General features: G+C 66.1%; 25 protein-coding genes. 19 read left to right on the top strand and 6 right to left on the bottom strand.

Annotation, left to right across the window (positions count from 1 at the left end; all coding sequences use genetic code 11):
- Positions 1-9 precede the first annotated feature (9 nt).
- The 12 genes from J0J01_RS18420 to J0J01_RS18365 all read left to right on the top strand — a co-directional run bounded on the left by J0J01_RS18420 (position 10) and on the right by J0J01_RS18365 (position 12,850).
- A complete protein-coding gene (locus J0J01_RS18420; RefSeq protein ID WP_296383198.1) occupies positions 10-1,320 on the top strand; it encodes a GTPase-associated system all-helical protein GASH in 1,311 nt (436 codons plus the stop codon).
- A gap of 3 nt (positions 1,321-1,323) precedes the next feature.
- On the top strand, positions 1,324-2,268 hold the full coding sequence (locus J0J01_RS18415; RefSeq protein ID WP_296383196.1) for a hypothetical protein: 945 nt from the start codon (positions 1,324-1,326) through the stop codon (positions 2,266-2,268).
- Positions 2,269-2,270: 2 nt separating this feature from the next.
- Positions 2,271-3,101: a hypothetical protein gene (locus tag J0J01_RS18410; protein WP_296383195.1), complete on the top strand. Its 831-nt coding sequence runs from the start codon at positions 2,271-2,273 to the stop codon at positions 3,099-3,101.
- A gap of 6 nt (positions 3,102-3,107) precedes the next feature.
- Entirely contained in the window at positions 3,108-5,564 is a 2,457-nt protein-coding gene (locus J0J01_RS18405; RefSeq protein WP_296383193.1) for an effector-associated domain EAD1-containing protein, read from the top strand.
- On the top strand, positions 5,564-6,631 hold the full coding sequence (locus J0J01_RS18400) for a caspase family protein (protein WP_296383192.1): 1,068 nt from the start codon (positions 5,564-5,566) through the stop codon (positions 6,629-6,631). The genes J0J01_RS18405 and J0J01_RS18400 overlap by 1 nt, the downstream gene beginning before the upstream one ends.
- A 305-nt stretch (positions 6,632-6,936) precedes the next feature.
- Entirely contained in the window at positions 6,937-7,923 is a 987-nt protein-coding gene (locus J0J01_RS18395; protein ID WP_296383190.1) for a tripartite tricarboxylate transporter substrate binding protein, read from the top strand.
- Between the two features lie 55 nt (positions 7,924-7,978).
- Positions 7,979-8,419: an AbrB/MazE/SpoVT family DNA-binding domain-containing protein gene (locus J0J01_RS18390; RefSeq protein ID WP_296383188.1), complete on the top strand. Its 441-nt coding sequence runs from the start codon at positions 7,979-7,981 to the stop codon at positions 8,417-8,419.
- Complete coding sequence (locus J0J01_RS18385; protein WP_296383186.1) at positions 8,400-8,936, top strand: DUF6036 family nucleotidyltransferase; 537 nt, start codon at positions 8,400-8,402, stop codon at positions 8,934-8,936. The genes J0J01_RS18390 and J0J01_RS18385 overlap by 20 nt, the downstream gene beginning before the upstream one ends.
- Positions 8,937-8,982: 46 nt before the next feature.
- The gene (locus tag J0J01_RS18380) at positions 8,983-10,611 is read left to right on the top strand and encodes an ABC-F family ATP-binding cassette domain-containing protein (RefSeq protein WP_296383183.1); all 1,629 of its coding nucleotides are present in this window, start codon (positions 8,983-8,985) and stop codon (positions 10,609-10,611) included.
- Positions 10,612-10,972: 361 nt separating this feature from the next.
- The gene (locus J0J01_RS18375) at positions 10,973-11,980 is read left to right on the top strand and encodes a C-terminal binding protein (RefSeq protein ID WP_296383181.1); all 1,008 of its coding nucleotides are present in this window, start codon (positions 10,973-10,975) and stop codon (positions 11,978-11,980) included.
- A 77-nt stretch (positions 11,981-12,057) separates the two neighbouring features.
- The gene (locus J0J01_RS18370) at positions 12,058-12,399 is read left to right on the top strand and encodes a metalloregulator ArsR/SmtB family transcription factor (protein ID WP_296383179.1); all 342 of its coding nucleotides are present in this window, start codon (positions 12,058-12,060) and stop codon (positions 12,397-12,399) included.
- Positions 12,392-12,850 (top strand): SRPBCC family protein, encoded by a 459-nt coding sequence (locus tag J0J01_RS18365; protein ID WP_296383177.1) that lies wholly within the window; start codon positions 12,392-12,394, stop codon positions 12,848-12,850. The genes J0J01_RS18370 and J0J01_RS18365 overlap by 8 nt, the downstream gene beginning before the upstream one ends.
- A 26-nt stretch (positions 12,851-12,876) precedes the next feature.
- Here the strand turns inward: J0J01_RS18365 and J0J01_RS18360 are convergent, their stop codons facing one another.
- Both J0J01_RS18360 and J0J01_RS18355 read right to left on the bottom strand, forming a co-directional pair.
- Positions 12,877-13,269 carry a cupin domain-containing protein gene (locus J0J01_RS18360; RefSeq protein ID WP_296383175.1) on the bottom strand — a complete coding sequence of 131 codons (393 nt, stop codon included), beginning with the start codon at positions 13,267-13,269 and terminating at the stop codon, positions 12,877-12,879.
- On the bottom strand, positions 13,266-13,796 hold the full coding sequence (locus tag J0J01_RS18355; RefSeq protein ID WP_296383173.1) for a DinB family protein: 531 nt from the start codon (positions 13,794-13,796) through the stop codon (positions 13,266-13,268). Before J0J01_RS18355 ends, J0J01_RS18360 begins: the two co-directional genes overlap by 4 nt.
- A 91-nt stretch (positions 13,797-13,887) precedes the next feature.
- Here J0J01_RS18355 and J0J01_RS18350 point away from each other — a divergent pair, with 91 nt between their 5' ends.
- The 4 genes from J0J01_RS18350 to J0J01_RS18335 all read left to right on the top strand — a co-directional run bounded on the left by J0J01_RS18350 (position 13,888) and on the right by J0J01_RS18335 (position 16,079).
- Entirely contained in the window at positions 13,888-14,547 is a 660-nt protein-coding gene (locus tag J0J01_RS18350) for a TetR/AcrR family transcriptional regulator (protein ID WP_296383172.1), read from the top strand.
- Positions 14,548-14,581: 34 nt separating this feature from the next.
- Positions 14,582-15,436 (top strand): oxygenase MpaB family protein, encoded by an 855-nt coding sequence (locus J0J01_RS18345; RefSeq protein ID WP_296383170.1) that lies wholly within the window; start codon positions 14,582-14,584, stop codon positions 15,434-15,436.
- Complete coding sequence (locus J0J01_RS18340) at positions 15,433-15,780, top strand: ArsC family reductase (protein ID WP_296383168.1); 348 nt, start codon at positions 15,433-15,435, stop codon at positions 15,778-15,780. Before J0J01_RS18345 ends, J0J01_RS18340 begins: the two co-directional genes overlap by 4 nt.
- 80 nt (positions 15,781-15,860) lie before the next feature.
- Entirely contained in the window at positions 15,861-16,079 is a 219-nt protein-coding gene (locus J0J01_RS18335) for a bacteriocin (RefSeq protein ID WP_296383166.1), read from the top strand.
- 39 nt (positions 16,080-16,118) lie between these two features.
- Here the strand turns inward: J0J01_RS18335 and J0J01_RS18330 are convergent, their stop codons facing one another.
- Positions 16,119-16,451 (bottom strand): DUF2794 domain-containing protein, encoded by a 333-nt coding sequence (locus J0J01_RS18330; protein ID WP_296383164.1) that lies wholly within the window; start codon positions 16,449-16,451, stop codon positions 16,119-16,121.
- 109 nt (positions 16,452-16,560) lie between these two features.
- On the opposite strand from J0J01_RS18330, the gene J0J01_RS18325 reads away from it, so the two are divergent.
- Genes J0J01_RS18325 through der form a run of 3 tightly spaced genes read left to right on the top strand, consistent with a single transcriptional unit; the run spans position 16,561 to position 19,960 of the window.
- Positions 16,561-17,205 (top strand): tetratricopeptide repeat protein, encoded by a 645-nt coding sequence (locus J0J01_RS18325; RefSeq protein WP_296383162.1) that lies wholly within the window; start codon positions 16,561-16,563, stop codon positions 17,203-17,205.
- Positions 17,206-17,214: 9 nt separating this feature from the next.
- Positions 17,215-18,537 carry a PQQ-binding-like beta-propeller repeat protein gene (locus tag J0J01_RS18320; protein WP_296383161.1) on the top strand — a complete coding sequence of 441 codons (1,323 nt, stop codon included), beginning with the start codon at positions 17,215-17,217 and terminating at the stop codon, positions 18,535-18,537.
- Entirely contained in the window at positions 18,524-19,960 is a 1,437-nt protein-coding gene (der, locus tag J0J01_RS18315; RefSeq protein WP_296383159.1) for a ribosome biogenesis GTPase Der, read from the top strand. Before J0J01_RS18320 ends, der begins: the two co-directional genes overlap by 14 nt.
- 216 nt (positions 19,961-20,176) lie before the next feature.
- Here the strand turns inward: der and J0J01_RS18310 are convergent, their stop codons facing one another.
- The 3 genes from J0J01_RS18310 to J0J01_RS18300 all read right to left on the bottom strand — a co-directional run bounded on the left by J0J01_RS18310 (position 20,177) and on the right by J0J01_RS18300 (position 23,086).
- Positions 20,177-20,887 (bottom strand): SDR family NAD(P)-dependent oxidoreductase, encoded by a 711-nt coding sequence (locus tag J0J01_RS18310; RefSeq protein WP_296383157.1) that lies wholly within the window; start codon positions 20,885-20,887, stop codon positions 20,177-20,179.
- A gap of 129 nt (positions 20,888-21,016) precedes the next feature.
- Positions 21,017-22,471 (bottom strand): amidophosphoribosyltransferase, encoded by a 1,455-nt coding sequence (gene purF, locus J0J01_RS18305; RefSeq protein ID WP_296383154.1) that lies wholly within the window; start codon positions 22,469-22,471, stop codon positions 21,017-21,019.
- A 45-nt stretch (positions 22,472-22,516) separates the two neighbouring features.
- Positions 22,517-23,086, bottom strand: a complete 570-nt coding sequence (locus tag J0J01_RS18300) for a CvpA family protein (protein ID WP_296383152.1) — start codon at positions 23,084-23,086, stop codon at positions 22,517-22,519.
- Positions 23,087-23,093: the final 7 nt, after the last annotated feature.

The raw sequence follows: 23,093 nt of genomic DNA, 5'->3' as shown, positions 1-23,093 counted from the left end.
AAAGCATCCATGAGCGACGAGATTCTCCTTAAGTTTCTAGAAGCCGGCGTACTGAATGTTGGCTCCGACGATACGAAGCTCGAAAAGCTGCGCGACACGACCAAGGATCTTGCTGCTGCTCTGGAGAAGACGCCTGCGCGAACGACACAATGGACTCTCGTTGCGGTTGATCCGGAGATTCCAGCGCAAGACCCGATCGTCGCTGAGGCTTGGACAGCCCTCAAGAAGAATTGGGTTACGGTCGTCAATAGCTACCAGTCTGTGCCGATCGCGCTTCTACGAGCGTCTCTGCTCGACGCTCTCGTTCAGAGCGCTGCCAAGAACGACGCGATTGCAGTGGCTTTCGCCAACAGTGCGCGGAACATGCTGCCGCACATGCCGCTCGGCGATGAGGCTGGTGTGTGGCAGGCAGCCGTCGAACGTGTCGAAGATTTGGTCGACGCCAAGGCAGAGGCTGAGTGGACGACGCCAGAGGCCGTCCAGATCGCGCCCATGGCCTATGATGGAGCCGGCGACATAAAGATCGGAGGCGGCGGTAGCGTTCTTAAACGAGAGTCCCTCCAGGCAAAGATCCTCGCGGCAGCGGGCGCAACCGGTGGCAATAACGCCAACCCGCATTGGCCGAACAACAATCCAAGTGCCTGGGCTCAGGAATTCGCCTCTCGCATGACCGTGGCTGTCGCGGATGCAATCGATGCCGTCTCCAAGGCCAACGCGATCGCGCCTGTGGATCTGTCACCGCCCCTCAAGGATCTCGCATCTGCTGTCGGTGGGTATGTCGGCGACGTTATGCAAGCCTTCAGTGCGGCCACCTCCGGGCTGCAGCGACGTGCGAATCTCCTATGGTGGAAAGAGGCGCTCTATTCCCCCAGTGCCCGGATCAGCTACCGCGTGATGGAACCGTTTTCCGCAGCGTCAATCATGGCACTAGATCTGTTCGAGCAGGTGCCGACGTTCTCGCCTGCGAGCGTGTCGGCCTTTCTCAACGAGGCGATCCTCCTTCTGCCAAAAGTATCCGCCCGTGAAGACACGAGCGTGCCCAAAATCGTGGCCGATTTGCTTAGCGATGTGCAGACCGCCCCGTTGCGTGAAGTTGCCAAGGGCTGCGCCCCATCGTCGGAAGGGCGCCGTCCGGTCCTTACCATCATCGGCCACGTCTCGCCCGAGACGGTGAGCGGCATTGCATTTCGGCAGGCTGTTGGCCTCGGAGACGACGTTCGCATGGGGCCCGCGCAATGGGGAGCGCATCTCTTCCGCGAACTGCAGGCGGCCCGCGCTACGCAAACGGCCAATCCCAAGCGGCCTCGGCGCAAGGCTTAAGCTATGGCGAAATGCCCAGTAGCGACATGCTTCGCGCCTGATACCCTGTGTGGGCTCGGCAATCTCGACTATCGCAAATGCCCGCGCTGGGCAGGCGACGGGGACGGGTCGCCTACCGTTTCCGGCGCGGATGAACAGATTTTGCTGCCTTGGACGGGCACGGCGCTTGGCCTAACGGACTTGAGCTTCATTTCGGGTCGAGAGAAGCCCCTTACTGTCGCCATCGCCGGACCCGAGAGCGCGGGCAAAACTACCCTACTCGCCAGTTGGTACCTTCTGATGGGGCGGGGCAGGCTGCTCGACGACCAGACGAATTTTAACGGCTCCTTCTCGCTAGCCGGTTGGGAGGCGATCGCCGGATCTCTGCGATGGGAGCCAGGCCAGCCTCCCACTTTCCCCCCACACACCACGAGCCGCGACGCTCGTGCTCCCGGTCTTCTCCACGTCGCGATCCGAAAGAGGAATGGGCGGTCGCGCGACTTGGTCTTTGCTGATGCCCCGGGCGCCTGGTTTCAGAAATGGTCAGTGAACGCTGATGCGACGGATGCTGAGGGTGCGCGCTGGCTCGCGCGCCATGCAGACATCTTCCTGATCGTCGCCGATCGGCAGGCTTTGGCTGGACCAAAGCTCGGTCAGGCTCGCAACGGATTTCAACTGCTTGCCAAGCGTATCGCGGCCGAGCGACGCGGGCGGCCCCTCGCCCTTGTGTGGACCAAGGGCGATGTCGCGATCGGCAGTGCAGTGGAAGCCGTCATCCGTGCGGCGGTCATGGACGAGATGCAGGATGCAGCAGAATTCACGATCAGCATCTTTGGAAAGGAAGAGGAGAGCCGGATCAGCTTTGTATCCTTGTTTGAATGGATCATTCGGACCCGGCGACCAGGTGCCGTTTTCACGCGCGATATCGGCGCAAAGACCGACCCCCTGTTCCTCTTCGGCCGGAGATAGTAATGGCCGGTTCTCAACGATCTATCCTCCTGCTCGGGGAGTCCAATGTCGGCAAGACCCATTATGGCGCGCAGGTGCTCAAGCGCCTGATCGTCGGTCGCTCATCCCTAAAGATGTTTGGTCAGGCGACAAATCTCGGGCCGTTCGAGCAGGCGATGGACTGCCTCGCGGACGGTCGCGCGACCGGTCATACGCCGTCCAAGACCTATGACGAAAGCGTCTGGCCGGTCGTCGACGCTCGCGGCAATCGTGCAGAGCTGATCTGGCCGGACTATGGCGGCGAGCAGATTAAGAACCTAATTGCCGATCATCGGATCGCCGTTGCTTGGCGTGATCGCGTGCTCTTGGCGACCGACTGGATCCTGTTGGTGCGCCTTCATATCCTGAAGCACGATGCCGATATTTTCTCGCGCCCACTCGCAGAGCTTGGCAAAACGTCGACGCCGCCAGCCGAGCGTAAGCCTTCCGATCAGGCGCGGCTGGTCGAGTTGCTACAGATGCTGCTCCATGTTGCACCTGTATCACGCGACATGCCGATCGGAGTGCCTTCGCTCACTATTCTCCTGAGTTGCTGGGACGAGGTCGAGGCGAAGACTTCACCTCGCGAGGCGCTCCGGTCGAGCCTGCCTTTGTTCAGTGATTTCGTGGAAAGCGTTTGGGAGCGACCAACTGTCGTTGGGTTGTCGGCACTCGAGCGGCCACTCAGCGAGGAGCAGTCGGACATCGATTACGCCACCCGGGGGCCTGAAACCTTCGGGTATATCGTGCAGCCAGAAGGATCCGAAAACCACGACATCACTTGGCCGATCACGCGCCTCATCGGAGGGACTTAGCGCGAGATGCGGGTCGAGTCCGCTATCTACGGGGAGGTCGCCAATGGCCACGCTCTTCGCGTTGCCAGCGCGGATGTCGAATTCGCTAGGAGCATTGCCGGGCGTTTCGATCTCCCGTCCAACCCACCTCCCGGCGTCGTGTGGTCACCCGCCATCAGCGGTTTCCCGGCGCATGGCCGATATGTTGTGGGGCGGACCTTCCTCGATACGGATGCTCCGCGCGGTAACATGGTACTCGCGCATGCACTGTTCACGTCACTCGATGACATCCAGGATTTCACCTCGCTCGCGCGCCTGCTCGATCGGCTCGCGGTCCGATTTGATCAGATTCCGGAGCCTGTTGGGTTCGAGATCGAGGACGCGCCCATCGTGGTTACGGCGCCAGAGCTTCGCGAGGTCGCTGCGCTGTTGGGCGTACGCGGAAAGAGGCCGATCGTAAAACTCGGAGCCGACGGGATCGAAACGCTCGCTGCGGCGCTATGGGCGCATCTCTGGCCGGGCATGCGCCGGAAGTTCGCCTTTCGTCTGAGCTTTGGCCCCGACGATGTTGTCGAGGCTCCTGCCCCGGTGATCGTCTACAGCCCACAGTCGCTGGCGGTGCGCTGGCAGGCCTATCCGGTGATCGGCCAGGCGTCCTCTCCGGCATCGCGTGCAGCGGAAATTCTTTCCGGCGATGCCGACGCCGCCCTGGTGATGGGCTTCGCAACGAGCATCGGTCGGCCCGACCTCGATCTATCCGAGTTCCCGCTAGCCGTACGGGCTCAAGATCTGATTGCACAGGGTACTGACTTTGATGCGCTCGCTGGGGGCATGCGGCTCATCAACTTGCTGGCACCTGCGGATTGTGGCGAACCGATCAAGGCGGACCTGATCCGGCGCTTGGCGGCCATGATGCCTACCGCAACCGCGGCGCAAATGATGAGCTTGCGAAATTTCAGTTTGGCGGGTTTCTCGACCCTGCAGCCGGTGTGGGAGGCGGCAGAACGCTGGATGGAGACACAAGACGCAAGCGCTTCGACGGAAGTGGTGGAACTGACCCGCATTATCGCGGCGAGCCACAACCCTGGTGAGGCAATTGCCGACTGGCGAATGGCAATTACACGCGGCGGGCGCGCTATGGCCTCCGTCCAGCCTACTCGGTTTGCGATGGCGTTCTGGACTTGGCTTTTGCGGCAGCCTCAGCTTATCGAGGCCTTGTTCGATTTCGTTCCTCACGACCCCGCGGCCGAAAGATCGCTCCTGGGCGCGATCCCACAGCGGCTCGATTTCGACGCCTCCGCACTGCTACACCACCTCGCGATCCGTAGCTGGCTCACGCTTCATGGAGCCGTTCTAGCGGCGAGCCGAGCACCAGCGGACGCCGTACGTGCGCAGCTCGATGTCGACAAATCGGCATCCTTTCTCGACGGGCTTCGTGCGGCACTCTCTCGCGCGCGGCCGGCGGAGCGCGTGGCTATTGCCATCGCGGGGCACGAGCAACGGCTCGACGTCATTGCTGGCGCTGAGATTGCGGCCGACTTCAGCCTCCTCCGGGCGCTTGACTATCGAGACGTTGCTACGCAGCGGCTATGGGTCGTGGCGATCGATATCAACGCCGCTAGCTGGCAGGGAGTTGAAGAGCCTTTTATTGCGCGCAACGCGATCCTGGATCGCCTTCTCGACAACGATCGCGTATTCGCGCCGCTCATCGGGGCTTTCAGCGCCACACCCCTCGCGGATCTTTCGGATTACGGGCGCCGCGCCGAGGTCTGGGATCGGATTGATCCTGCTGAGCCTTTCCTTGCAGCGACAGCCGAGGGCTGGCTGCGCCGCGCCGGGGATGGCAATCCCTATCCATTCGATACTCGACTGGAAGAGACCGTGATGCAGCCGGGGCGGCTGGATTCTTGGCTCGGCCGCCGGATTGGCATAGCCTTGAACATCATCGCGTCGCTCGACCGGTTGCCGCAAGAACGGGCTCTGGTCTGGTTTCGCGATCAAGCCAAAGCCGGATCATTCACCATTCATGACGCAGAGCTGCTGGGGCGGATCATTCTGGACCGCAGATGGTCAACCTTGCTCGATCGTGTTCGCGACCGCGTATGGCTTCAGCGTGAGTTCATGCCGGCGCTCAGGGTTTGCGCTACCATGCTCTTGCCCATCACTCGTTGGATGCTGGGACTCAGCCCTATCAGCGTGGAAGAGAAGTGGGAGGGCTTAGCTGCCCTCGCGTCCGATCTCTATCCCGGCGGCCCCGAGGAGCGGGACCTGTGGGAGCGTTCGGGGGGCCGCAATTCCGCTCTCTTGAGGCGAACTACGGGTGCTGAAATTTGGCGGGCAGCGCTGCGGGCAGTTCGTCGGGGTGACGGCCCACAAATAACGATACTGCTGGCGGAAATGCTAAAGGACTACAAGAATAATCGAGACCTTCGCTTCATGGTGAACGATACGGACATCACCCGGCCGCAGAAGAGGGGATGGTAATGGCCGCGACCGGTGCTTTTCCCGGAGCCCATGCGCTGTTAGTGGCAATCGCAAACTACCGCACGGTTCGCAATCTGCCAGAAGCGGTGATCAACGACGCGGATGATATCGCAACGGTCCTGCAGTCTTCTGAGCGATGCGGCTATGATCCTGCCAAAGTGCGCATCCTGCGTGACGCGAAAGCAACCAAGGACGCCATTCTAGCCGAGCTAGATCGCTTAGCAGCCGTGGCCGGTCCTAATGACTCGGTCTGCATCTATTTCTCCGGCCACGGCTGGCGGGCTGACCATGCGGAGGAGAGCTTTCTCCTCCCGGTTGACGTCGCTCGCGCCGACCTTACGGGTACGGCGATCGCGGCTTCCACCTTCTCCGATAAATTACATGCGATCGGCGCCAATCGGGTCACGGTGTTCCTGGACGCTTGCCATGCCGGTGGCGCTGGTGCGATCAAGGGCGCTTCCGATCCAGATGGCGAAACGCTTGGCATTTCGTCGAAATCGATCGACATGCTGTCAGCTGGGGTAGGCCGTGCAATCATCGCGTCGTCGCGGCTGACCGAGACTTCCCTGATCTTACCCGGTGCGCGGAACAGCGCCTTTACGACTGCGTTACTCGAGGGACTGAACGGTGCAGCCGACTTTTATGGCGAAGGCGTAGTGAAGCTTTTCAGTCTCTTCGAATATGTTGCCGATCGAGTGCCGGCGATAACTGCGGACCATCAGCATCCGATCTTGCGCACGAAAATCGAAAAGAACTTCGCCATTGCCTTGAACCTTGGGCGTAATGCAGGGGCGAAGGGACCTGGTGATGCTACGACGCTGCTAGACAGCGTTAGAGAGCTGATAGTCGGTCTCTACCCGGGCGGTCCTGCAGATCGCGATATCTGGGAGCGTGCGGGAGGCGACCTTTCGCGGCTAACCCTCGGTAGGCCAGGACGCAGTGTATGGTTCGAAGCACTGAAGCTTCTCGAAAGGGGAGGTGGCGGCGACAACATAAGTATCAAGAAGCTGATCGCGGAAGCGCTGAACGACTATCCTCGCAACGAGCACCTGCTTGCGTATTCTTGAACGGTTGGGTCAGTCATGTGGGTGCCTAGGTCAGCTTTGATCGTCGGATGTGCTGCCGATCTTCCGCTAGGAAATCCGCATTGAACTGCTGCTGGTCCATACCGCCGACGTGATGGCTGACGGCCGCGCCTGAGGCCAGCACGCGCGCTGTCTGAAATCGATCGGTGTCCCGCGCCTAGAGACCCGTACTGCTCAGGCGCCGAGGGGCAGCCATGGAGGTCGCGCGCGAAAGGGCGCATTCTGCCGGGAATCAACGGGGACGGCAGGATGCCGTGTGGCCGGCGTCATGTGGGAAGGAATGAGTCATGGACCGTCGATCCTTCACGAAGGGCCTTGCGGCGCTTCCCCTGATGCTGGGCGGTTCGGCCGGCCGATCCGCCCAGGCCCAGGCCCGCTGGGTGCCCGACAAGCCCATCCGCATCGTCGTTCCCTTCGCGGCGGGCGGCAGCACCGATGTCACTGCGCGGCTGGTGGCCGGTGCGCTGGCCGAGCGGCTGGGCCAGTCCGTCGTCGTCGACAATCGCGCCGGCGCCGGCGGCAATATCGGCGCCGAAACCGTCGCGCGGGCGGAGCCTGACGGCACCACGCTGCTCCTGGCGACGAGCTCGACGAACGCCACCAACGCCGCGCTCTATCGGCGGCTGGCGTTCAATCCGCTGCGCGACTTCACGCCGATCTCGCAGATCGCCTTCGTGCCGAACCTGCTCGTCGTCAATCCCGAGCTGCCGGTGAACAGCATCGCCGAGCTGGTGGCTTACGCGAAGGCCAAGCCGGGCCAGTTGAACTACGGCTCGGGCGGCGCCGGCAGTTCCCTGCATCTGGCCGCCGCCGTTTTCGCCTTCCGGGCCGGCCTCTCCATGGTGCACGTGCCCTATCGCGGCGGCGCCCCGGTCGCGGCCGACCTCGTCTCCGGCAAGCTGCAGCTGAGCTTCAGCCCAATGGTCGAGGTGCTGCAGCAGGTGAGGGCGGGCAAGCTGCGCGCGCTCGGCGTCACCCCCTTGCGGCGCTCGGCGCTGCTCCCGGACGTCCCGGCCATCGGGGAAGTGATCCCGGGCTACGAGGTGGCGCTGTGGAACGGCATCATGGGCCCGGCGGGACTGCCGGCGCCGGTGGTGGCGCGCCTCGGCTCGGAGATCGCCGCCATCGTCGGCAGCCCGGACATGCGGGCGCGTCTTGCCGAGCAGGGCTCGGATCCCGTGGGCAGCACCCCTCAGGACTTCGCCGCTTTCGTCGCCGCCGAGCAGCCGAAATGGGCGGAGCTGGTGCGTATCTCGGGGGCGACCGTCGATTGACCGCCCCGAGCTGGGCGGCTTGCGACTGTAGTTATAACGCGTTATAACTACAGTCATGAAACTGGGCATTCGCAGGATTGGCAATTCGCTGGGCGTCATCCTGCCCAAGCCGCTCCTCGAGTCATGGGCGGTCGGCGAGGGCGACCAGGTGGAAGCGACCCCCAAAGGTCTGCGCCCTCCTACGAAGGGGGAGCTGGCACCGCAGGCTCTGGATGACCTGAAGCGGTCGATTGCACTCGCCGTCGTGCGGGATTTCACGCCGTCGCAGGTTCGCGCCCAGATCCTGGCCAACCTGCATCGCTGGCGGGAGCAGGGCGTCTGGGTATCGGCCTACGACGAGTGGCGGGACATCGCCCGGCGCGGCGACGACGGCGAGCTGTTCGCGGCCATGCTGGGGCGCGACGATACGGCGACGCGGCTGCGCGAATCGATGCCGTTCGTCGGTCTGTTGGCACAGTCGGAGGTTCGGCGCCTGCATGAAGAAGCAGCAGCTTGATCACATCCTGCGGGCGGCGGGCACCATCACGGGGCAGAAGCAGTTCGTGATCGTCGGCAGCCAGGCGCTGCACGGCAAATATCCCGATCTGGCCGACACGATCGTGATGTCCGCGGAAGTCGATCTGTTCGCGCCCCGGCAACCGGATGCGACCGAGCTGCTGAGCGAGATCGGCGTCGATTCGCCGTTCCACGCGACCTACGGCTTCTACGCCGACCCGGTCGATGAAGCGACGGCGGTGCTGCCGAAGGGATGGAAAGGGCGGCTGGTCAATCTGCCGGCCGGCGATACGGGCGGCGTCAGAGGCCTCTGCCTGGAGCCGCACGGTCTGGCCATTTCGAAGTACGCCGCTCGCCGCGACAAGGACAAGGCCTTCACCCGGCAGCTCGCGAGGAGGGGGCTGGTCGATCGCGAGACGCTGTTGGCGCTGGTCGAACAAACGCCCATCTCCGCGGAAATCAAGGAGCGGATCCGAGGGTACATAGAGAGCGATTTCGCTTCTGTGCCTGCGCGCTAGCGTCACCTCGACTGACGGCACGGCGGCCGACTATGACCCCGGCCGCATGATTCGCCTCGATAACATCAGCAAGCAGCACGGCCATCAGATCCTGTTCATCGACGCGTCGATGGGGCTCCAGAAGGGGGAGAAGGCGGGGCTGGTCGGGCCCAATGGCGCCGGCAAGACGACGCTGTTCCGGATGATCGCCGGCCAGGAGCAGCCCGACGACGGCCAGGTGTCGGTCGATCCCGGCATGACGCTCGGCTACTTCAGCCAGGATGTCGGCGAGATGTCGGGCCAGAGCGCCGTATCGGCGGTGATGGATGGCGTCGGCCCGGTGAGCGCGCTCGCCACCGAGATCGCCCGGCTCGAGGCGGCGATGGCCGATCCCGAGCAGGCGAATGACATGGACGCCCTGGTCGAGCGCTATGGCGAGATGCAGGGGCGGTTCGAGGAGCTGGACGGCTATGCGCTGGAGGCGCGGGCGCGCGAGGTGCTGGCGGGCCTGAGCTTCAGCCAGGAACGCATGGACGGCGATGTCGGCCTGCTGTCGGGCGGCTGGAAGATGCGCGTGGCGCTCGCCCGCATCCTGCTCGCTCGGCCCGACGCCATGCTGCTGGACGAGCCGAGCAACCATCTCGACCTCGAAAGCCTGATCTGGCTGGAGGACTTCCTGAAGACGTACGACGGCGCGCTGCTGATGACCAGCCACGACCGCGAATTCATGAACCGCATCGTCGGCAAGGTGGTGGAGATCGACGGCGGCGCGCTCGTGACCTACTCGGGCAACTTCGATTTCTACGAGGCGCAGCGGGCGCTGAGCGAGCAGCAGCGCCAGGCGCAGTACGAGCGCCAGCAGGCGATGCTCGCCAAGGAGCTGAAGTTCATCGAGCGCTTCAAGGCGCGGGCGAGCCACGCCGCCCAGGTCCAGAGCCGGGTGAAGAAGCTCGACAAGATCGAGAAGGTGGAGCCGCCGCGGCGGCGCCAGTCGGTGCGGTTCGAGTTCCGCGCCCCGCCGCGCTCGGGCGACGACGTCGTGAGCTTCCGGAACGTCCACAAGGGCTATGGCAGCCAGCCGGTCTATGCCGGGCTCGAGCTGCGGATGCGGCGCAAGGAACGCTGGTGCGTGCTGGGCGCCAACGGCGCGGGTAAATCCACGCTGCTGAAGCTGGTCGCCGGCGCGACCGAGCCGGATCAGGGCAGCGTGACGCTCGGCGCCAGCGTCCGGATGGGCTACTTCGCCCAGCACTCCATGGACCTGCTGGACGGCGACGAGACGGTGTTCGAATCGCTGGATGGGTCGTTCCCGCAGGCCGGCACGGGCGCGCTGAAGTCGCTGGCCGGGTGCTTCGGCTTCTCCGGCGACGATGTCGAGAAGCCCTGCCGCGTGCTGTCGGGCGGCGAGAAGGCGCGGCTGGTCATGGCCAAGATGCTGTTCGACCCGCCGAACTTCCTGGTGCTCGACGAGCCGACCAACCATCTCGACATGGCCACGAAGGAGATGCTGGTCGCCGCCCTGGCGGAATTCGAGGGCACCATGCTGTTCGTCAGCCACGATCGCCACTTCCTGGCGGCGCTCTCCAATCGCGTGCTGGAACTGACGCCCGAGGGCGTCCATCAGTACGGCGGCGGCTACACGGACTATGTGGCGCGGACCGGCCAGGAAGCGCCCGGTCTTCACCCCGGCGCGTAGAGCAAGATGACTTGAGCTCCCTCCGTCGTCCCGACCGGAGCCGAGCGTAGCGAGGCGTAGCGGAGGGACCTCTTTTTACTGATGCATGTTCAAAAAGAGGTCCCTCCACTCCGCGCCTTCGGCACTCCGGTCGGGACGACGAGAGAACTCGAGTCATCCGCTCCAGAGCATCGCTCGGCTGGTTGGGGACGAGCTCGAGAGGGCGACCGCCGAAGGAGTGGCCGTTCCCCGTGGTGAAATTGCAGAAGGACATCTCGTGGCCACCGCATCGGGTTCGAGGAAGGCGCGGTCCTGTTTCCTGTTTTGCCGTCGTGCTCGAGGTGCCGCTAGGATGCCGCGTTCAGCGGGAGATGCCCAGACCATGGTCAAGACCGTCCTCTATGCCGAGAAGCTGTACGACGACGACGCCGTCGAGCGCGAGGTGTTCGGCTCCGACGTGCGCGTGGTGTGGCGCAACGTCGCCGACCTGTCGCAGCTCGAGGCGCGCGACTGCGCCGACGTCGACGGCCTTTGCGTGCTGCGGCACGCGGTGACCGCCGAGCACCTCGCCAGGTTCCCCAAGCTCGCCTGCGTCGTGCGCATGGGCGTCGGCTACGACAAGATCGATCGCCAGGCCGCCGCCGCGCGCAGGGTCATGGTGTGCAACGTGCCGGACTACGGCACCACCGAGGTGGCCGACCACGCGCTGGCCCTGGCCCTGTCGTTGCGCCGCGGTATCGCGCTCCATCTCGAGGCGCAGCGGCGGCCGCAGCCCGCGCCGTGGCGCTACGTGAGCGACCCGCTGCTGCGGCGCAACGGCGTGCAGACCTTCGGCATCGTCGGCCTGGGCCGCATCGGCACGGCGGCGGCGCTGCGGGCCAAGGCCTTCCAGTTCCGCGTCGTCGCCTACGACCCCTACATGCCGAACGGCACCGAGCTCGGCGTCGGCGTCGAGCGCGTGCATTCGCTCGAGGCGCTGATGGAGCAGACCGACACCTTGTCGGTCCACGCGCCGCTGACCCTGGAAACGCGCGGGATGATCTCGCGCGCCATGCTGGAGCGCATGCCGAAGGGCGGCGTGGTGGTCAGCACGGCGCGCGGACCGATCTGCGATGTCGACGCGCTCGCCGATCTCCTGAAACGCGGCCATCTCGCCGGCGTCGGGCTCGACGTGCTGCCGGTGGAGCCGCCGGTCGAGCCGATCCCCGAGCTGCTGCGCGCCTACCGCGCGCGCGAGCCGTGGTGCGAGGGGCGGCTGATCGTCACGCCGCACTCCGCCTTCTTCACGCCCGAGGCGTGGGACGACATCCGGCTCAAGTCTGCGGAAACCATGCGTGCGGCGATGGTCGGACCGCGGCCGCAGAACGTCATCACGCCGGACATGTTCTGACTGCCGTCATTCGAGGCGACAGACGCTGCGTGCAGGCCTTGACAGGCAACCTATTGGTTCCTTATTAATAGGGAACCATGAAGTTGCCTATTCCGCAGCAGGAGGACGCCGTCTTTCGCGCGCTGGCCGATGCCAGCCGCCGCCACCTGCTCGATCGCCTGCACCGCCGCAATGGGCAGACCCTGGTCGAGCTCTGCGAGGGGCTCGACATGACGCGCCAGGCGGTCGCCAAGCATCTCGCGATCCTCGAGGAGGCCAATCTCGTGGCCACCGAGCGGCAGGGCCGCGAGAAGCTGCATTTCATCAATCCGGTGCCGATCAACGCGATCGCCGAACGCTGGATCCGCAAATTCGAGCGCCGCCACTTGAGCGCGCTCGCCGCCCTCAAGAGCAAGCTGGAAGGAGAAGGCCATGACTGAAGGGGCAAGGAGCAGTTTCGTCTACGTCACCTACATCCGCACCACGCCCGAGCGATTGTGGGCGGCCTTGACCGGCGCGGAGTTCGCCCGGGAGTACTGGCGCGGCGCCTATCCCGAAGCCGAGTGGAAGGTGGGCGGCGCGTGGAAGCTGAAGTTCCCCGACGGCCGCCTGGCCGATGCGGGCGAGATCGTCGCCTGCGAGCCCAACCGGAAGCTCGCCATCCGCTGGCGCAACGAGTTCCGGCCCGAGCTCAAGGACGAGGGCTGGTCGCTCTGCACCATGGACATCGAGCTGGTGGAGGGCGTGGTGAAGCTCACGGTTACGCACGCGATCGAGCGCGCCAACTCGAAGTTCATCGAGGCCGTCTCGGGCGGCTGGCCGCAGATCCTGTCGAACCTCAAGTCGCTGCTGGAGACCGGCTCGGTCATCCTGGGAGCCAAGTATGTCTGATCAACCGAGGTCCGTTCGCGTGAGGGTCAGCGCGGGCGGTGCTCCGTCCCGACGCCGGCGGTGATGAACAGGGCGGTGGCGGGGCCGGCAACGTCCGCCGTGTGCCAGACGCCGCGCGGGTTGACCGCATATTCGCCCGCGCGAAGCGTGGTCTTGCGCGTGCCCTCGGGCAATTCCTGGAGCAGCGTGATCTCGCCGGCGGTGCAGATCACCGCCTCGTCGCCGGCCGGATGCCGCTCCCAGCTCGTCCAGCTCTCGCGGAAGTCGTAGAGCTGGACGATGCGGCCTTCGGCGCCGTCGGCCGCATTGCGTTCGACATAGGCGTCGTACCATTCCCGGCCGCTGAACTCGGGCTGCGGCACGGCGCGGGCGCCGAGGCCGAGATGGATGGGGAAACGATCGAGGGACAGCTTGTTCATCGTACCGCGACCTCCGCGAGGGGAGCCTGGCGCTGCCGGCCGGCGTTCCCGGCCTTCAGGAAATCCGTGATCCGGTCCGGCCAAGGCTGGATGCCGTTCTTCTGTAGCAGAAGCGCGACCTGACCGCGATGGCCGGCGGCATGCATCGCGACGTGCAGGAGCATCTCGCCGCGCGTCATGCTCGCGGGCTCGCCGTTGGAGAAGGCGAAGTCGATCGTCTCGTCGACCTCGTCGGCCACCAGGGCATCGGCATAGTCGGCGTACCAGTTGGCGGTCGCGCGGGCCTCGTTCCTCAGCACCTCGAGGGAAGGGATCTCGGCCGAGCGCGGCGCCGCATAGCCGTGCGGGATCGCCTCGAGATTGTGACGGAAGATCTCGTCGACGGTCTGGATGTGGTCGAGCAGACGCAGGACCAGCACCCGGTCACCGTCGGGCAGTCGGTCGATCGTCTCGGCGACGACGGCATTCAGCCCGTTGGTCGCCCAGCGCTTGTAGTGGATCAGGGTGCGATAGGGGAGGGTGAACATCGCGGCGCCTTTCGAAAGGAGCGTGTTGCGTGCCCAGAATTTGCGAGCTATCACTCGCATTGTCTACTCGCATTGGCAAAGAGGGCGCTCCATGGCGCGTGCAATCCCGACGATCCCGCGGAAATCGGCGTCGCAGAAGCGATCGAAGGCGACGGTCGAGACGCTGCTGGACGCAACCGCTCGCGTTCTCGTCAGGCAAGGCTACGATCGCGCCAGCACCAACCGGATCGCCGAGACGGCCGGCGTCAGCGTCGGCTCGCTCTACCAGTACTTCCCCAACAAGGAGGCGCTGGTGGCGGCGCTGGTCGCACGCCACAACCGGGAACTGCTGGAGCTCGTTCGCCATGCCGTGAAAAAGGTGGCGTCGCTCGATCTTGCGACGGCGATGCGCGAGCTGGTGCGGGCGGCGGTCGACGCCCACCTGGTCGATCCCGCTTTGCATCGCATCTTCGCCGAGCAGGTCCCGCGCATGGGCCAGTTGGCCAAGATCGAATCCCTGCAACAGGAAGCCTTCCTGCTGATGAGGAGCTACCTGGAGGAACACGGCGACGAGATCTCGGTGAGGGACCTCGATGCCGCGACCAAGATCTGCGTAACCGCCGTCGAAGCCCTGACCCATGAGTTCGTCATCAACAAGCCGGACGCGCTGGCCGGCGACCGCGACCGCTTCATCGACGAGGTCACCCGGCTGCTCATGGGCTACCTGATGCCGGGCCGCGTTCCCGATGAACAGAATCGCCGGCGGACCTGAACCCGCCGGCGTCGCGCATGGAAGACCTGTGGCAATGTTGAGCTTCCCGTCGGCCGACTTCACCACGCCTGCCGGCGAGCCGGCGCTGACGCCGCCTGAGTCGGTTTCATGGCGAATCTTCAAGAATCCCGTGGCGCTCTTCGTCGGCGGCGTCGCCGCCGTGCTGCTCGAGCTTGCGGAACCTTCGGTGCGCACCGGCGTGTGGGTGCACACCGATTTTCGCCGCGATCCGGTGCGGCGGCTGCAGCGCACCGGCCTCGCGGCCATGGTGACCGTCTATGGCGCCCGCAGCGTCGCCGAGAAGATGATCGCGGGCGTCGTGGCGATGCACGCGCGGGTGCAGGGCACGACGCCGGCGGGCGAACCCTATCGCGCCAACGACCCGCGGCTGCTCACCTGGGTGCAGGCGACCGCCGCCTTCGGCTTCATCGAGGCCTATCGCCGCTACGCGCGAACGCTCACGCCGGCAGAGATCGACCGGGCCTACGCCGAAGGCGCTCCGGCGGCGGCGCTCTATGGCGCGGCGGACGCGCCGCGATCGGATGCCGAGCGGCGCACCCTGTTCGAGGCGATGCGGCCGGGGCTCGAACCGTCGCCGATCGTCTTCGAGTTCCTGGCGATCATGCGCGACGCGCCGGTCGCGCCGTGGATGCTGCGGCCGCTGCAGCGGCTGCTGATCCGCGCCGCGGTCGAGCTGGTGCCCGACTGGGCGCGCGAGCGGCTGGGGCTCGGCCCGGCCTTCGGCCTGCGCCGGTGGGAGCGGGGACTGGTGCGGCGGCTGGGGGCGCTCGCCGACCGGGTGGTGTTGCCGGGCAGCCCGGCCGTGCAATCCTGTCGCCGGCTCGGCCTGCCGGCCGGCCATCTCTATCGACGGCGAGGGACGGGATGAACCTGACCATCTACGGCATCAAGAACTGCGACACGATGAAGAAGGCCCGCGCCTGGCTGGACACGGCCGGCAAGGCCTACGCTTTCCACGACTACAAGACCGCCGGCATCGACCGCAGCCGGCTGGAAGGCTGGGCGAAGAAGGTCGGCTGGGAAGCGCTGCTCAACCGCGCCGGCACCACCTTCCGCAAGCTGCCCGACGCGGCCAAGGAAGGGCTGACCGAGAAGAAGGCGCTGGCCCTGATGCTGGAGCAGCCGTCGATGATCCGCCGGCCGGTCCTGGAGGCGCCAGGCGGGAAGCTCCTGGTCGGCTTCAAGCCGGAAATCTATAAGGCGGAATTATGATTTAATCGCAGAGTATTACGGCTCCATCTTGACGTACAACCTTAAAAAGCAGAGGGTAGGATCCCCTCTGAGGTTCAACGATGAAAAGCAAGATCCTGGCTGTGATGCTCCTCCCGCTCGCCCTGTCGGTGTCCGCCTGTGGCGATACCTGGGGCCAGCGCGCCGTCACCGGCGGTGCGATCGGCACCGGCGCCGGTCTGGCGGTGGGTGCCGTGGCCGGCTGGCCGTTGCTCGCTCCAGCGCTGGTTGGCGGCGTGGTCGGTGCGGGGATCGGCGCGGCGACCGCCAAGGAAAAATAGCCGCGTAGAATAGCCACATAAAAATAGCCGCCGCAGCGGCTAGCTCAGCAGCAGCTTGAGCTTGCGATCAAAGACACGCAGCACGTCCTCCAGGCTGTCGCCGTGGGCCAATTTGCGCGGGCCGTTATAGACCATGTAGCCGCCCTGGGCGGTGCCCGGCACCTTGGCGATCGCGAACAGGGGCTGCTCGGCGGTGTGGCGGAAGATCGAGAAGGTCGCCATGCCCGGCCGAAAGTCGATGGCATAGTCGCGCCATTCGCCCGAAGCGACGCGCAGGCTGTAGAGATTCAGCAGCCGCGAGAGTTCCCGCCGGTCGAAGGAGACGATCCGGCGCCGGGCCTTCTGGTCGGCCAGACGGTACAGAGTGCTCATGTCGTACCGGTGAATTGTTGCAGAAGGCTGACGGTTTGCCAAACCCCGAGTGGGGGGCTATGAACCGCGGCCAAAGCTGTTGATTCTGCGTCATTTTCAGGAGCCCCGAGTGTCCGACTCCGCCGCCTTCCATGAAGTCGACGAAGCCGTCCGGCAGGACGATCTCAAGCTGTGGTGGAAGCGCTGGGGCACGGGGGTCGTGGCCGTCGCGGTGCTGCTCATCGTGGCGGTCGCGGGTCTGGTCGGCTGGCGCCAGTACGATGCTTCGCGCCGCGGCGAGGCCAGCGCCGCCTATTCACAGGCGCTCGCCAAGATCGAGACCGACCGGGCCGCCGCCCACACCGAGCTGAACAAGCAGGCCGAGAGCGCCCCCGAGCCCTATCGCTCGCTGGCGGCACTCGCCGCCGCGCAACTGCTCGACAGGCCCGAGGAGCAGATCGCCGCGCTGCAGGCGGTGTCTGCCCGCCTGCCGCCGGAGCTTTCCGACCTCGCGCTGGTGATCGCGGGCTACCGCAGCGTCGACAGCGGCAAGCTCGACGGCCTGCTGGGCCAGCTCGCCCCGCTTGCCCAGTCCGACCGGCCGTTCCATGCCGGCGTGATCGAGCTGCAGGCGCTCGCCGCGGCGCGCAAGGGCGACCTCAAGCAGGCCCGCGACCTGTGGAACTCGCTGCTCAAGGATACCGGCGCGCCGCAGGGCGTGCAGCAGCGCGCCCAGGCCATGCTCACTCTTCACGGCCCGGCCGAGAGCAAATAGAAAACACAGATGACCTACGCTTCGCGTTTCCTGCTCGCGGCCCTGCTGCTGCCGCTGTCGCTGTCCGGCTGCGACTGGTTCGACAAGAAGAAGCCGCCGCTGGTCGGCGAGCGGGTGCCGGTCTTCAGCGATCGCAAGGAGCTCGAGCCCGACAAGGAGGCCGGCGCGATCCAGGTCACCCTGCCGGCGCCGGCGGCCAACGAGAGCTGGCCCGAATCGGGCGGCTATCCGAACTACGCCATGCAGCACCTGGCGATCGGCGATTCTCCGCAGGTGCTGTGGACCGCCGACGTCGGCGCCGGCTCCGGCTCGTCGCGCATCCTGACCGCGCCGCCGGTGGTGGCCGAGGGCAAGGTCTTCGCCAAGGACGCCCAGAGCACGGTGTCGGCGTTCGACGCCAACACCGGCGGCAAGATCTGGAGCGTGACGCTGAAGCCCGAGAAGGCGCGCGACACCGACGAGTTCGGCGGCGGCGTCGCCTACTACGGCGGCCGCCTGTTCGTGACCACGGGCTTCGCCAACGTCTTCTGCCTCGATCCCAACGACGGCAACGTGATCTGGAACTCGACGGTCAGCGCGCCGATCCGCGGCGCGCCGCTGGTCATCGCCGATCGCGTGTTCGCGGTGTCGATCGACAACAAGCTGCATGCCATGGCGGCGGTCGACGGCTCGGACCTGTGGAACTTCTCGGGTCTGCAGGAAATCGCGGGCTATGTCGGCGGCAACAGCCCGTCGGGTTTCCAGGACGTCATCGTGGCGCCGTTCAGCTCCGGCGAGCTGGTCGAGCTGCGCGCCGAGAACGGCCGCACCGTGTGGAACGAATCGCTGGTCGGGCCGCGCCGCGAATCGCGCGCCTTCGGCAACCTGGCCGACATCCGCGGCCGGCCGGTGATCGATCGCGGCCTGGTGCTGGCGATGGGCTCGGCGGGCACGCTGGCCGCCATCGACCTGCGCTCGGGCCAGCGCGTCTGGGAGCGCAACATCGGCGGCAGCCAGACGCCGTGGGTGGCCGGCCGCTTCCTGTTCGTGGTCACCAGCGCGGCCGACGTCGCCGCCGTCGAGCGCGACACCGGCAAGGTGAAGTGGGTGACGCCGCTCACCCAGTATGCCGACGAGAAGCGGCGCAATCCCATCCAGTGGGTCGGGCCGGTGCTGGCCTCCGACCGGCTGCTGGTCGGCGGCTCGACCGGCGAATTGCTGGCGCTGTCGCCCTACACGGGCGAGGTGATCGGCAAGCTCGCGATCGGCTCGCCGATGCGGCTGGCGCCGGTGGTGGCCAACCGCACGATCTACATCCTGGCCGATACGGGCAGGCTCATTGCGCTCCGCTGAAGGCAAGTCCCCGGGCAAGCAAAGGGTCGCCATCGTCGGCCGCCCCAACGTCGGCAAGTCTACGCTGTTCAATCGCCTGGTCGGCCGCCGCCGCGCCATCGTCGACGACACGCCCGGCGTGACCCGCGACGTGCGCGAGCAGGACGCCCAGCTCGGCGATCTCGCCTTCACCCTGCTCGACACCGCCGGCTGGGAGACCGCGGGCGGCGAGAAGCTCGAGGCGCGCATGCGCCGCTTCACCGAGCGCGCCATCGACTCGGCCGACGCTGTGTTGTTCCTGATCGACGCCCGCGCCGGTGTGCTGCCGCTCGACGAGGCGTTCGCCGGCTGGCTGCGCAAGCGCGCCGCCAAGGTGATCGTGGTCGCCAACAAGTGCGAGGGCCGCGCCGGCCAGACCGGTCTCGCCGAGGCGCATGCGCTGGGCCTCGGCGCGCCGATCCCGTTCTCGGCCGAGCATGGCGAGGGCCTGAGCGACCTGCACGAGGCGCTTGCCAAGCACATCGAGCCGATGCCCGAGGAGGACGAGGACGACGAGGAGGTCGAGCTCAGCGAGGAGGAGCAGGCGGCGGCGGACGCCGAGCTGCAGAAGCGCCCCGTGCTGCTGGCGATCGTCGGCCGGCCCAATGTCGGCAAGTCGACCCTGCTCAACCGCCTGGTCGGCGAGGAGCGGGTGCTGACGGGACCCGAGGCCGGCATCACCCGCGACGCCATTCGCGTCGAATGGAATTGGAAGGGCCGCAAGGTGCGGCTGGTCGATACCGCCGGCATGCGCCGCCGCAGCAGGATCGAGGCCAAGCTCGAGGCCGCCTCGGTGGCCGACACGCTCGACACCATCCGTCTGGCCGACGTGGTGATCGTCGTGCTCGACGCCGGCGACATGATGGAGAAGCAGGATCTCGCGGTTGCCAGCCACGTGATCCAGGAGGGCCGCGCGCTGGTGATCGCGGTCAACAAGACCGACCTGCTGGCCGAGGACCGGTCGCAGGCGACGAAGCAGTGGCGCAAGCTGCGCGATCGGCTCGAGGCCTCGTTTGCCCAGGTGAAGGACGTGCCGATCGTCGGCATCTCGGCGCTCAACGGCCGCGGCGTCGAGCGGCTGATGCCGGCGGTGTTCGAGACCTATGCGGTCTGGAACAAGCGTGTGCCGACGCCGAAGCTGAACCGCTGGCTGCGCGAGATGGAGACCCTGCATCCGCCACCGCTGGCCCATGGCCGGCGCATCCGGCTGCGCTTCATGACCCAGATCAAGATCCGGCCGCCGACCTACATCCTGTCGGTCAGCCAGCCCGAGGAGTTGGGCGACGACTACCTGCGCTTCCTGATCAACCGCCTGCGCGACGACTTCGATATGCCCGGCGTGCCGATCCGCCTGACCATGCGCAAGCCGAAGAATCCCTACGCCGGCCGCGCCAAGCGGCGCTGAAAGTCTGTGGATAAGGCTTCGCGTTCGCCCCTCATTATGGGCAATGGAACGCGATTCGATCCTTGATCTCATTGCCGAAAATTCTCGGCCAATGCCCAAAATAGGTTTCCCGAAGCGAGCCTGCGATGCTGCCCGCGCGCGGACGTCCCGCGTCTTGAGGAGCAGCAAACCGTGGGTCTGGTCAAAAACGGCGAAAACGGTCGAAACGGCGCGCGGTCAGGACGCGTCGCCGGCCACCCATTCACCGTTCAGCGCGCAGTCGGGCGACGCGAGCGCGATCAGCCGCTCGCCATGCGCTTCCGGTGGCGGCAGCGACTGCGGATCCTCGCCCGGGAAGGCCTGCGCGCGCATGCCGGTGCGGGTGGGCCCCGGATTGTAGAGATTGACCCGCACCTTGGTGTGGGCGCATTCGGCGGCGTAGGTGCCGACCATCATGTCGAGCGCCGCCTTGCTGGTGGCGTAGAGCGACCAGTAGGGGATCACGCGGCGGCTGATGCCGGAGGTGACGAAGATCGCGCGGCCGGCGTCGGAGCGCTGCAGCAGCGGATCGAGCGAGCGGATCAAACGGAAGTTGGCGGTGACATTGACCGCCATCACGCGCTCGAAGGTGTCGGGATCGACATGGCCGATCGGCGACAGGCTGCCCAGCAAGCCGGCATTGCCCAGCAGGATGTCGAGCTTGCCGAAGCGCTCGTAGAGCGCCGCGCCGAGCCGATCGATGCCGGGGCCGTCGGTGATGTCGAGCGGGACCAGGGTGGCGCCCTCGCTGCCCTGCGCCTTGATCTGGTCGTCGACCGCCTCGAGCCCGCCGACGGTGCGGGCGACCAGCACGCAATGCGCGCCTTCCTTGGCGAAGGCCACGGCGGCGGCGGCGCCCAGCCCGCGCGACGCGCCGGTGACCAGCGCGATGCGGCCCTTCAGGCGCATGCTCAAACCTCCTCCCCCGTCACACGGGGGAGGATAGAGGAGGGGGAGAGCAATGGACGTGCCTGCGGCCGTCCCCCTCCCTGCCTCCCCCGTATGACGGGGGAGGTGAAGAAGTGGACGGCCATGATCCTAAGCCGGCTCGTGCAGGAGCGAGAGCTGACGGTCCTCGACACCGGTCACGTCGTCGAGCGAGATCGGATAGTCGCCGGTGAAGCAGGCGTCGCAGAAGGTCGGGTTGCGCGGGTCGCGGCCCGGCAGGCCCATCGCGCGGTACAGGCCGTCGATCGACAGGAAGGCGAGCGAATCGACGCCGATGAACTTGGCCATGCCGGCGACGTCGTAGCGCGAGGCCAAGAGCTTGTCCTTGTCCGGCGTGTCGATGCCGTAGAAGCATGGGTCGGTGGTCGGCGGCGCGGCGATGCGCATGTGCACCTCGCGGGCGCCGGCGCCGCGGACCATCTCGACGATCTTCATCGAGGTCGTGCCGCGCACGATCGAATCGTCGACCAGGATGACGCGCTTGCCTTCGATATGGGCGCGGTTGGCGTTGTGCTTCAGGCGCACGCCGAGATGGCGGATGTTGTCCGCCGGCTCGATGAAGGTGCGGCCGACATAGTGGTTGCGGATGATGCCGAGCTCGAACGGGATGCCCGACTGCTGGCTGTAGCCGATCGCCGCCGGCACACCCGAATCGGGCACCGGCACGACCACGTCGGCCGGCACCGGGCTTTCCGTGGCGAGCTGGGCGCCGATCTTCTTGCGCGCCTCGTAGACGCCGACGCCCTCGATCTTGCTGTCGGGCCGGGCGAAGTAGATGTGCTCGAACACGCAGAACCGGCGCGGCTGCTTGGTCCACGGCTTGATCGAGCGCAGGCCGGTGCCGTCGACGATCACGATCTCGCCGGGCTCGACGTCGCGCACGAAGCGGGCGCCGATGATGTCGAGCGCGCAGCTCTCGGAGGTCAGGATCCAGGCGTCGTCGAGGCGGCCGACGCAGAGCGGCCGCACGCCCATCGGGTCGCGCACGCCGAGCAGCGCCTCGTTGGTCAGCATCAGCAGCGAGTAGGCGCCCTTGACCCGGCCGAGCGCGTCGATCACCCGGTCGACGACCGTCGAGTAGTTCGAGCGGGCGATCAGGTGGTTGATCACCTCGGTGTCGGTGGTCGACTGGAACAGGCAGCCCAGCCGCACCAGCTCCTTGCGCAGCAGGTAGGCGTTGGTGAGGTTGCCGTTGTGGGCCAGCGCCAGGCCGCCGAAATCGAAGTCGGCGAAGATCGGCTGGATGTTGCGGTCGGACGAGCCGCCGGTCGTGGCGTAGCGGTTGTGGCCGATCGCGCTGTAGCCCTTGAGCGTGGCGATCACCGACTGGTCGCCGAAGATGTCGCCGACCAGGCCGGCGGCACGGTGATTGTAGAAGTGGCGGCCGTCGTAGGTGACGATGCCCGAGGCTTCCTGGCCGCGATGCTGCAGGGCATGGAGCCCGAGCGCGGTGTGGGCTGCGGCATCGGTCGTCCCGTAGATGCCGAACAGCGCACATTCCTCGTGGAACTTGTCGTCTTCCGGAGGGCGCCTGGGGGTCAGCACGATGGCCTTATATCTGGGGGCCGTCGTCCGTGCATCAAGGATATGTCACTGCGGCGGTTTGGGCATTTCCGGCAGCTTGATCTGCCCGGGATCGAGGTTGATGTCGGGCTTTTGCGTGAGCCGTGTGCGGAATCCCGGCGGCAAATGAGGCTCGATCGCCTCCGCCATCTCGCGGATCAGGGGAAAAGTCGCCCCACCCTCGACCACCGGCGGGACCGGCTTGGGACCCAGGTATGTGTAAAACAGGAAGGCCAGGCCCATCGCCGCCCAGGCGCAGATCACGCCGAAACCCGCGCCGAGGATGCGGTCGGGCTTGTTGAGCGGGCTGAAGCGAATCGCCTTGGAAAGGGCGTTGGCCAGCATCACCAGGATGATCAGGGCGCCGACGAACACCACCAGCATGGCGCCGAAACGAGCGAGCTCGGCGCTCTGCACCAGCTTCATGATCTCGGGCTCGATCAGCTGCGAGTAGTTCAGCGCGACCCAGCCGGCGGCGATCCACGAGCCGATGAACAGCACGGCGTGGGCGAAGCCGGACGACATGCCGATGATCGCGCCGAACACGGCGACAGCGATGACGGCCACGTCGAATACGTTGATGCCGAGTTTTTCCATGATCCCC

It is taken from the genome of Reyranella sp. (assembly GCF_017305915.1).
In the GTDB taxonomy this organism is placed as follows: Bacteria; Pseudomonadota; Alphaproteobacteria; order Reyranellales; family Reyranellaceae; genus Reyranella.
The sequence above is the reverse complement of the archived record's forward strand: the minus strand, read 5'-3'. Positions and strand labels throughout refer to the sequence as shown.